General features: G+C 56.5%; 6 protein-coding genes. All 6 read left to right on the top strand.

Annotated features, from left to right (window positions below):
* Positions 1-798 precede the first annotated feature (798 nt).
* Entirely contained in the window at positions 799-2,454 is a 1,656-nt protein-coding gene (locus ELR45_RS33060) for an ABC transporter substrate-binding protein (RefSeq protein WP_129670084.1), read from the top strand.
* Positions 2,455-4,236: 1,782 nt separating this feature from the next.
* Complete coding sequence (locus tag ELR45_RS33055; protein WP_420813998.1) at positions 4,237-5,325, top strand: mandelate racemase/muconate lactonizing enzyme family protein; 1,089 nt, start codon at positions 4,237-4,239, stop codon at positions 5,323-5,325.
* Positions 5,326-5,565: 240 nt separating this feature from the next.
* The gene (locus ELR45_RS33050) at positions 5,566-6,507 is read left to right on the top strand and encodes an NAD-dependent epimerase/dehydratase family protein (protein WP_129670082.1); all 942 of its coding nucleotides are present in this window, start codon (positions 5,566-5,568) and stop codon (positions 6,505-6,507) included.
* Entirely contained in the window at positions 6,504-7,514 is a 1,011-nt protein-coding gene (locus ELR45_RS33045) for a zinc-dependent alcohol dehydrogenase (RefSeq protein ID WP_129670081.1), read from the top strand. The genes ELR45_RS33050 and ELR45_RS33045 overlap by 4 nt, the downstream gene beginning before the upstream one ends.
* Entirely contained in the window at positions 7,511-8,506 is a 996-nt protein-coding gene (locus ELR45_RS43130; RefSeq protein WP_129670080.1) for an aldo/keto reductase, read from the top strand. Before ELR45_RS33045 ends, ELR45_RS43130 begins: the two co-directional genes overlap by 4 nt.
* A gap of 36 nt (positions 8,507-8,542) precedes the next feature.
* The gene (locus tag ELR45_RS33035; protein WP_129670079.1) at positions 8,543-9,799 is read left to right on the top strand and encodes an alpha-L-fucosidase; all 1,257 of its coding nucleotides are present in this window, start codon (positions 8,543-8,545) and stop codon (positions 9,797-9,799) included.
* The last annotated feature ends 74 nt before the right edge of the window (positions 9,800-9,873 follow it).

The raw sequence follows: 9,873 nt of genomic DNA, 5'->3' as shown, positions 1-9,873 counted from the left end.
CGTGATAGAGACTCTCACGTTCGCTCTTCGCTACGGACTGTTCGGCCGCTGGGCCGAACAGTCCGTAGCGAAGGTGTGGTAAAATGAACAAAGCATGAACAGGATCGGTTCACAGAGACCGAGGTTATGGATGGCTATCGCGGCTGCCACACTCACGACAACACACTGGACCTTCAGGCCAGTTCCTCACCGACTCGGTGCGTGGGCTTTCTGGTAGCAGATACCGGTCCGGCTGAACGACGCGCACACATCTCATACTTTGATCTATTTATTAAATTGCTATAATCGTATTCCTGCGTTGCGCGCTTACGATGAGTTGCCGCAAACGACTGGGGGCACTTGCCGTGATCTGGCACAAGTTCGGGCGAACTCGGCCCTAGAGTTCGACTGACCTTGAAAGTAGCTTCGACTGGTTCGTTTCCTATCGAGATCTCTTGGACAAATAACGTGACAAGCTGCCATACTTGTCTCGTCACTCACGAACTGCTCATGTTGAGAAATTGGGAACGAGAACCCTAAACTTGTGCCAATTGGACCTAAGAGCTTAGTCGGCGAGAAGTATCTTTGTCCTATCGCTCTCGTCGTTGTTGACTGGCCCGTCACATGGCCGAAGCCCACGAAATTGCAAGTGGAAGCCTTTCCCATCTCTATCAAAGAACTGGCTCGGTTCATGGCGCCTGTGGATTACGTAGACACTAGGCATCCGTTAATGCGACGTTTTACTGCGATTGTGCGAATCGGATTCGGTCCCTTTATGCTCGCTGTAAGGCTGTGCGGGCAGGGGAGGAGAAGAATTTCATGTTTATGCGTGCGAGAGATCTTTGTGTTGCCACCTCTTGCAGCCTAGGGCTAATTTTGGCTGCATGTGGCGTCGTCGGCGACGACGACGATGATACCGATCGATCTGACACCGAAGCGAGTAATGCCGTGTTGGAAGTGCAACATCCGATCGAGCCCCCGAATCTGTTCCCATATGTCCCGCATGGGGGAAAATGGCATATATATAACGCAATCTTAACAAGGATCATCGAGATTGACGACGCGGGTGAGCTCTATTCTCCAATACTTGAGTCTTGGGATATATCGGGAGATGCGAAGACTATAACACTAGGATTGCGCCCAGACGTCGAATGGACCGATGGGACTCCGATGACGTCGGCAGACGTGATTATGTCGCTTACTAACATACTTGATGGGAATCTTTATCCGTATTTGGGAACAGTGATAGGGGAGGTTGTGGGCCAGGCGGAGTTCAACGACGGTAAGGCTCAAGAAATAGCGGGCTTGTCCGCGCGCGATGAGCGCACCATTGTCGTAGAACTCGAGTCGCCAAGCCCGGGCTGGCTGCGTAAGCTTGCCACAGTCTTCGACGCTTTTGTCCTTCCAGCGCATATCCTCAGCAATATTGAGGGTGATCAACTCGAGGAACACGACTATTTCGAGAATTTTCCCGTGACTAGTGGTCCGTATCGGTTCGTAGAATGGGTACCTGGACAGCATATTGAGCTGGAGCGGAACGACCAATGGTATCTTGGCGAAGTAGGCTTCGAACGTGTGTTCTTCAAGTTCATGGCAGCGGACGCTGCCGAAGCACAACTGGAAGCCGGTGAAGTACAGTTTATTATGGAGCCTTCTGCCGCCGACGTGGAGCGTATCGGTTCACTGGAGGGTATCGAGGTTGCCTCAACTCCCCAAAGTGCGATCATTGCATGGTATTTGAGGCCCAATGATCCGCTGCTCGACAAGAGGGTTAGGCAAGCGATGGTATATGCTATCGATCGTGAAGCGATATGCCGAGACATCTTGAACGGATATTGCACAGTTCCAACAGCGAATATACCCTCGAATATTCCGAATTGGGCTATGCCGACGACAGATGTGCTCGAGTATGCGTTTGATCCAGCTCGGGCTCGCGAGCTCCTTAAAGAAGCCGAGTGGGATCCGAATACAGAGTTGACACTTCTGGCTTGGGAGGCGCCTGATAGTGAGCTGGCCGCTGTGCTGACGGTGGCGCAAGATCAGTTGGCTGATGTCGGAATTAATTGGACTATAGAGTATCTGGACGTACCTACGTTCAATGAGAGGGTCGAGCAAGAGCCTCAGTCGTTCGACGGACTGATCGAGGGCTTTGCCGAAGATGCGGACGTTGACCCAGATTTCGTAACCAATAGATTGTCTTGCGACACTCATTTTCCATCTGGCGCAAATTATGGGCATTATTGCAATGCCGAACTAGACGAGTTGCTTGCCGCCGGGCGTACGGAGCCAAATGAGGAGATAAGGGCGGAGATTTATCAGGATGCATTTCGATTAACTAATAGTGAGGTCCCGGCGATCCTCCTCTATCAGGAGGAAATGGTTGTGGCTTACGACGCGCGGCTAACGGGCGTCGTAGCGGGTCAGCGTTATGGTTCCATCTTCTCGGGCATCGGCGAGTGGCGTTGGGAAGAATGATTAGAGCGTTTTAAAGACTGGGTGAATAATGGCCCCCGAGCGGAGGCCAAAGCAGCGAGGCGAGTGCGTGCACCGATGTAAGGGGATCCTTCGTCGCTTGGCTCGCCTCAGAGCCTCGCGCGCACCTTTCGCGGCACCTCTAGTTTGGCTTGGCACCACTCAATGACCTTTGCGTGAGATGTTGTTACAGGTGACGTAGAGCGTGCCATGCGGGAGGCGATGCCGGAATTGACGTAGGAAGGAGCGGAATTGTTGCCAGCGCTCGGGCGCCGGAACCGGTAGAACACGTGCCTGGAGGCTAGGTCCCAATGCGGCGAACAGGTGCCGCACACTGGCGGTGTGGCGTGTACGTCGGCCGCGGCCGCGTCCCGATTGCTCGAGTGGGTACCAGCCGCGACCAGGCGGTGGGTGCAGGTTGAGCGGGCCGAGTTCGTTCGGGCGGATCACCCGTCCTTCGACCGGTGCTTGGTCGTACAGATCAAGGAATGCGCTGCATCTTCGACACGAACTATGGGTCGTTACTGGCTTTCCAAGTGTTTGGCGCCCGCCAGCCGATACCTGCCTTGCGAAGTTATTACCCGCACCCTCTCGATGCTGACTGTGAGACCCGGCGGGCCCCGGACAGGTGCTCCGCAGGCCTGGACAAGCTCCAGGTCGTGAATGGGCGATCAAGTAAGTGGCTGCCGGGTCTTGGGGCCGCCGGGCAGACGAGCTGGGGCGGCGACGCGCCGGACATCGCTGCAGTGTCAGACGCGCTGCATCCCTGAAACGACACCAACACGATTCCCGCGCAATGCAATCGACACCACCTGCGTCGACAGCCTCGTGACATAGCGGCAGCAGAAGGCGCCGACACGATTGCGAAGTTACAGTATCGCTGAATCTATCAAACGCGACGTGTTGACAGCTGGACGATCTGAGGTATGCTGGTTGTTCCAAATATAGCATAGAAACGTAAGAAGCAGATCTTGTTGGCGAGTTTTTGGTCAAGGCAGTTTAATACGTGCACCGGCTGGCGAAACGGTGAATACGTTGGCCTTCAGCCTCGCTACTTGGACGAGGCGTGTTGAGTGACTGCCTTGAGAGCAGTTAATCACTTACCATTGAGTCTCGAATATTTCGTATATGTGGCGGCACGTGGAAAGGTCACGTGAGTCAACCATCAATAACCTCGCAGCCGGTTACGTGACGTGATCAACTAGTCGATCGACGTGGCGAGACGCGGTGTCCGTGGCGAGTTATGCCCTGATGAGTTTCGCGATGTCGAAGGAGTGGGACCTGGAAGCTGGTAGAGCGTGGCGCGTTCGCACCGACGCTGCCGGCCTCGACTTGGGGTGTCCTTGAGGAACAACGACGTCGTAAGCTTCGGTATTGAGTGGTTCGAAGACAGCAGTGCCGGGCCGCATCGATCGAGTTGTCGGGGTGTCACAACTATTTTGCTTATCCAGTAATCCAGCCTCGGACGGAGCAAGACTCCGGCAAGACGTCAAGACCAAGAAGGATTTGGTGTGTCGATCTGTGAACGTTGAGCCGCAATCGTATCGAGGTCCGTTGACGGTGACCGTCCGCCATTCGTAGGAATTACAGTTGTGAAGATAAGAATTTTTAAGCTTCTCCAAGCACTGCCGAAAGCGTCGCAGCGACAAACAGTCCTTGAATTTCGGATGATTCGCTACTGTCCACATATTTGTCTGCGGGTGCCTCACGAGAACGAGACTCGGTGATCTGGAAATGGCGTCGGATATGGGTAGCGGTGCTTTAGTGGAGACACAGGGCGAGCGTCTGGGATTGATTGAGAATGCTAGAGCCTGGCTGTGCACCTTGCCTGTCGAGAATGTGCGCACCGATGCCGTCCAGGAGTTTACTAAACAAGAAACGATCTTCGTCGAGATCAATACAGCGACGGGAGTACAAGGTATTGGCTATAGTTATACGATTGGGACTGGCGGAGCTGCCGTTCTTAGCTTGTTGCGATCAGTCTTGTTAGATGTACTTATAGGCCTAGACGCAGATCGTCCCGAGGCCGTCTGGAGGATGTTGTGTTCGGCCACGCGGGCGACAATGGTGGGACCAGTCACGTCATTGGCGCTGGCGGCGGTCGACACGGCGGTTTGGGACGCGCGGTGCAAAGCGTCGGGTCAACCGCTATGGATCGCCGCTGGTGGTGCCCGATCCCAAGTTCCTCTGTACGACACGGAAGGTGGCTGGCTGCACCTGTCCACTGAGGAGTTGGTGGAGCGGGCGCTCAATGCTCGTGAGACAGGGTGGCCTGGGATTAAGGTCAAGGTTGGTAAGCCTCGTGCCAGCGATGACGCAAAACGGCTCGGTGCTGTCCGCGACGCCGTTGGCGACGGGATGGATGTTATGATTGACGCCAATCAGTCGCTGACAAGGGCCGAGGCTGTCCGTCGTGCCGCGGCGTTCGCAGACTTCGACATCTTCTGGTTTGAGGAACCCCTTCCTGCGGACGACGTGACGGGACATCAGCGCTTGGCGCAAACCACGACTATTCCCGTGGCAGTTGGCGAGAGTATATACTCCGTATCTAAATTCCGAGAATTTCTTCAAGTGGGTGCGGCAGAAATTGTCCAGGTCGATGTGGCTCGCATCGGCGGAATTACGCCTTGGTTGAAAGTAGCCCACCTTGCGGAGGCGTATAACGTTGACGTGGCTCCGCACTTTCTGATGGAGTTGCATGTCTCGCTGGCGTGTGCAGTTCCCAATGCTCTTTACGTTGAGCACATTCCACAGCTACGAGCCGTAACCGACGATGAGATTGCGGTCGTGGAAGGACATGCTTTTCCGCCTTCAAACCCGGGGCTGGGCATTTCGTGGGACCGAAAGGCGGTGGATCGTCTGCGGGTCGCGTGAACGAAGTGCCTTAAAGAGGCTAATCCGCGAACTTTGCCAACTCGCCAAATTCTTCGAGCGACTCCGGGCCAGTTCTTCTTGCGGTCGTTCTCCCAAAGGGGCATTGCTCGTTACTGAATGGAGTCGAGGCGTAAAGATGGGAGGTCACGACGAGGGGTGCTCGCCCGTGGCCAATTTTGCAGCATCTTTCTGGGCTCGCGATAAGCTCGAGAATATCCTAAGCGTCTTCCGATTGACGACATGGGAAACCTGTCGAGACAGGAGGCGGTCCTCATGGGTGCGGTCTTGGTGACTGGCGCCACCGGGTTCATCGGATCGCGACTGATCCGCAGACTCAGCGTGGCGCATGACGTTATTGCGTTATCACGAGGCGAAGCAGCCGAGATCGGGTCATATGTCAGGGGTAGTTTTACGTCACATTCAGCCCTCCAAGCCCTTAACGGATACAGAATTGACAGTGTGGTACATCTAGCCTCCGAGATCGGTGGATGTTCCGAAGAAGCAGGACTCTCAGTAAACGTCCTGGGGACGCGTACCTTGCTGCGCTACTTGTTCGATCGGGGCTGTAGGCATTTCGTTCTGGCTAGTTCAATAGCGGCCGTTGGTTGCCTTTCCGAACGATTCCTACCAAGGGAACTTCCGATAGGCGACGACCACGTATGCGATGCCATCGACCCGTACGGCCTTTCGAAAGCGCTGATGGAGGAACTGGCCTTCTACTTCTGCCGTCAAAGTCCAGATTTGGAAATTGCCATCTTCCGGATTGGGTCAGTGCTGTCTGAGGATTTCGCGCGGGTGGACGATACGTCTCAGACCGATGAAACTCTCCTGGATGCTACGCCTTTGCCGTTCTGTGCTGGAGGCGCGGTAGCATCGCAGGACGTCGTCGAGGCCTTGGCCCTCGCCGTGGACTGTCACCTTGGTGCCGGTGCACGACGCATGAATCTCGTTGCTCCCACCGCCAGAACGCTGCTTCCCACGCTTGAGGCGCTTAATTATTCCTTGGGTCAGCGAGCTTCGATGCTCGACACTGCGTATTACAGGGCTGATGGTCATGAGACGGCGTCTTTGTACGCCATCGATCGACTGTCGGACGCCTACGGCTTCCGCCCATCGATTGATGTTCGGACGATGTCCACAACGCTGGCCGTTTCATCTCGCACCGAACGGGAGGACCGTTGAGCGCTCCAGATGCCATGCGTGCCGTCGAGATTGGTCTCGAACTTCCCCATGACTCGCCCGCACTCGTCGTCAGTGCGGCCGGTCGGGTGGCGTTGGAGTCACGCCCGGTGCCGAGGCCGGGGGCGGGACAGCTGCTCGTCCAAACTGAATACTCGGGTGTAAGCGTAGGTACAGAGATGTGGGCGGCGACGGGCAGGGTGGAATGGACGCCCATGCCATTTGTACCCGGCTACCAAGCCGTCGGTCGTGTCGTGGCGCTCGGGGATGAATCGCCTGAGGTTGGTCTCACCGTTGGTGACCTAGTCGCGTGTTTCGCCATGGGGGCGCACCAGCGATACGTGGTTGCTTCCACCTCATTAACCCACCGGATTGAGTTCAATGAGCGTCTCCCCACTGCGGCGCTGTTCGTCCAACCAGCCGTTGGCGCGAATGCGTTGAATATGGCCGATGTACAAGCGGGTGATTCAGTGATGGTGATCGGCCAGGGGTTGATCGGTCAGACAACGGCGCAGGTTGCACGGCTACGTGGTGCGTATGTTGTCGGGACCGAAGTATCTCCCGAACGGATCGAGTTCTCTAGGGCTCACTGCGTCGACCGTGTCATCGACACATCGACCGCCCTAGCGTCGGAGCAGGTGGCTGAACAGTTCCCTGACGGCGTCGATGTCGTCATAGAGTCCACAGGTGTCACGCCGGTCGATGACGCGATGAGGTGTGTTCGGAGAGGGGGAACCGTCGTGTTTGAGGGCTATTACCCCGACGGAGTCACCTTCGACTTCGCGATCCCCCATGAGAAAGAAGTCAAAGCTGTCTTCCCTAGCTTTATCGGTGGCCGCAACTGTCGTGAAGGAATCCTGCGACTGCTAACGAACGGTGTGCTCGACCTGCATCCCCTGATTAGCCATCTCGTTTGTTGGCGAGATGCCGCGGACATCTACAACCAGCTGTTCACGTCTGAGCGCAACCGTTTCAACGGTGTGATCTTTGATTGGCGGGGTTCACAATGACCTGCCAACTCCACACACTCGGCGGTGGCCGACTAGGAGTCGGTCCGCACACGTTCGGTACTGCACCGATAGGAAACCTTGGCCGAGAGCTGCAAGAGGACGAATGGTACGGCGCCGTCTCGGCCGCGTGGGACGCCGGAGTCCGATATTTCGATACGGCGCCGCATTACGGACTCGGACTAGCTGAATGCCGCCTCGCCGAAGGGCTCGCTGGACGGCCCCGCGACGATTTCATGATCTCTACCAAAGTCGGCAGGAGGCTTGTATCCGCGACGGGGCCGGTCTATGGACTGGATACTGAGGGATTCGCCGTGCCAGCCACACATTATCGAGTCCGCGACTATAGCCGAGACGGCGTTTTACGGTCACTCGAAGCAAGCCTGGCTCGCCTTCGACTCGATCGTGTCGACATTGTCTTTGTGCACGATCCGGACGACTACTACGCCGAAGCGTTGGACGGAGCCTTCCCGGCCTTAGAAGAACTCCGATCACAAGGTATCATCTGTTCCTATGGCGCCGGTATGAACCAGTCAGCGATGTTGACCGAATTCGTACGGCACACGGACCTTGACGTCGTCATGCTAGCCGGTCGGTACACACTGATCGAGCAAGACGCACTCGATGACCTGCTGCCGGAATGTGAAAGACGGCGAGTCGCAGTGATCGCGGCCGGTGTGTTCAATTCGGGATTGTTAGCAACGGATCGGCCCCGACATTCAGCTACGTACAACTACTCACTCGCGTCTGAGGAAGTGAGACGGCGTGCCGACCGAATCGCGGATGTCTGTGAGCGGCACGGCGCCACGCTGCCTGCAGCGGCGGCGCAATTCGTCCTTGGCCACCCGGCCATAGCGACCGCCTGTCTCGGCGCCAGGTCTGCCTCACAGGTCGATCGGAACGCAGGTCTGTTCGAGGCGCCTGTACCTTGCGGTGTTTGGTCCGAGCTTATTGACACAGGGCTGCTGCGGCCGGACGCGCCGGTCCCGAACTAACCAGTGCACCGCCATCCGATATCGAGGAGCTTCTATATGGCCAACTTGACATGGTTCGCCGATGCTGGCTTAGGCATATTTATCCATTGGGACCACGCAAGTCAGCGGGGTATTGAAATATCGTGGCCTCTTGTCGGCAGGTCAAATTTTGAGTGGGAAGCTGTGTCGGTGGCCGAGTATCATGCATCGGCATCCACATTTGACCCACAGCAGTGGGACGCTGAGGGCGTCGCCAGGCTGGCGCGGTCCTGTGGTGCCCAGTACGTGGTATTCACTGCCAGACACCACTCGGGTTACTCGATGTTTCACACGAGAGAGTCGAATTTCTCAATCGAGCACTCGCCGTACAGCGCCGACATCACCCGCCAAGTCGTTGAGGCTTGCCGCCGTGAGAGCCTTCGCATTGGCCTCTATTATTCCCTACCGGACTGGCACCATCCGGATTATCCGGCGTTCGCGGATAGTGACAGGCCTTATCCGTTTGAGCGCTACCGCCGTCCGTCAGGTGAGGCATGGGCGCGTTATCTCCAATATGTGCGCGGCCAACTAGCCGAACTGCTGAGCGAGTACGGAACAATCGACCTGCTGTGGTTCGACCTCCCCTGGGAGCGGACGGCCGAAGAGTGGCAAGCCGCGGACCTTCGGAAATTTATCAAATCACTGCAGCCCGACATCATCATCAACGACCGCCTTCCGGGCGAGGGCGACTACGAGATCGCGGAACAACACTTTCCGCACCCTGCCCCATTTGGAGCGTGGGAATTGTGTATGACTATGAACGACTCATGGGCATGGCGGCCTCGCGATACCAATTACAAGTCTGCCCGCCAGCTCGCGCGATATTTGAGCGAAACGGTATCTCGAGGCGGCAATCTTCTATTGAATATCAGCCCTATGGGCGATGGGCGATTGCCTGACATCCAGATCACCCGTCTCCATGAGCTCGGTGCTTGGCTCAACACGCACGGCGAGGCCGTCATCGGTGCGCGACCCGCTAGCCCGAATATCGACTTCTATGGTCCCGCTACAATGCGTGGCACCTGTATGTACCTGTTCCTGGTCGCGCAACCAATAGAGACCGTAGTCGTTCATGGCCTTCCAATGCGGCGGATCAACAAGATCAGCCTCCTAGGGACGGAGGAGCAACTTGGCTACCATATGCCGCTTATGTCGTCCGAGGATCTCCTGCCCAGGCCTGATATGCTCGGTGAGCTGATCATTGATGCACCCGAAGCAACGGGAGCTTTGATCGACGTGATCGCGATCGAGTTTGACGAACCGCTCAATGCGTGAGGACACACGGCATGCCGGCGCCGGCACAACTGCTGTATTGGTTCCTGTGGTCCGGTGGACCAGATAAATAATGA

Origin of the sequence: Phytoactinopolyspora endophytica (assembly GCF_004138495.1) — a bacterium.
In the GTDB taxonomy this organism is placed as follows: domain Bacteria; phylum Actinomycetota; class Actinomycetes; order Jiangellales; family Jiangellaceae; genus Phytoactinopolyspora; species Phytoactinopolyspora endophytica.
Note: the sequence above shows the minus strand (reverse complement) of the source record. Positions and strands in the feature narration are given on the sequence as shown.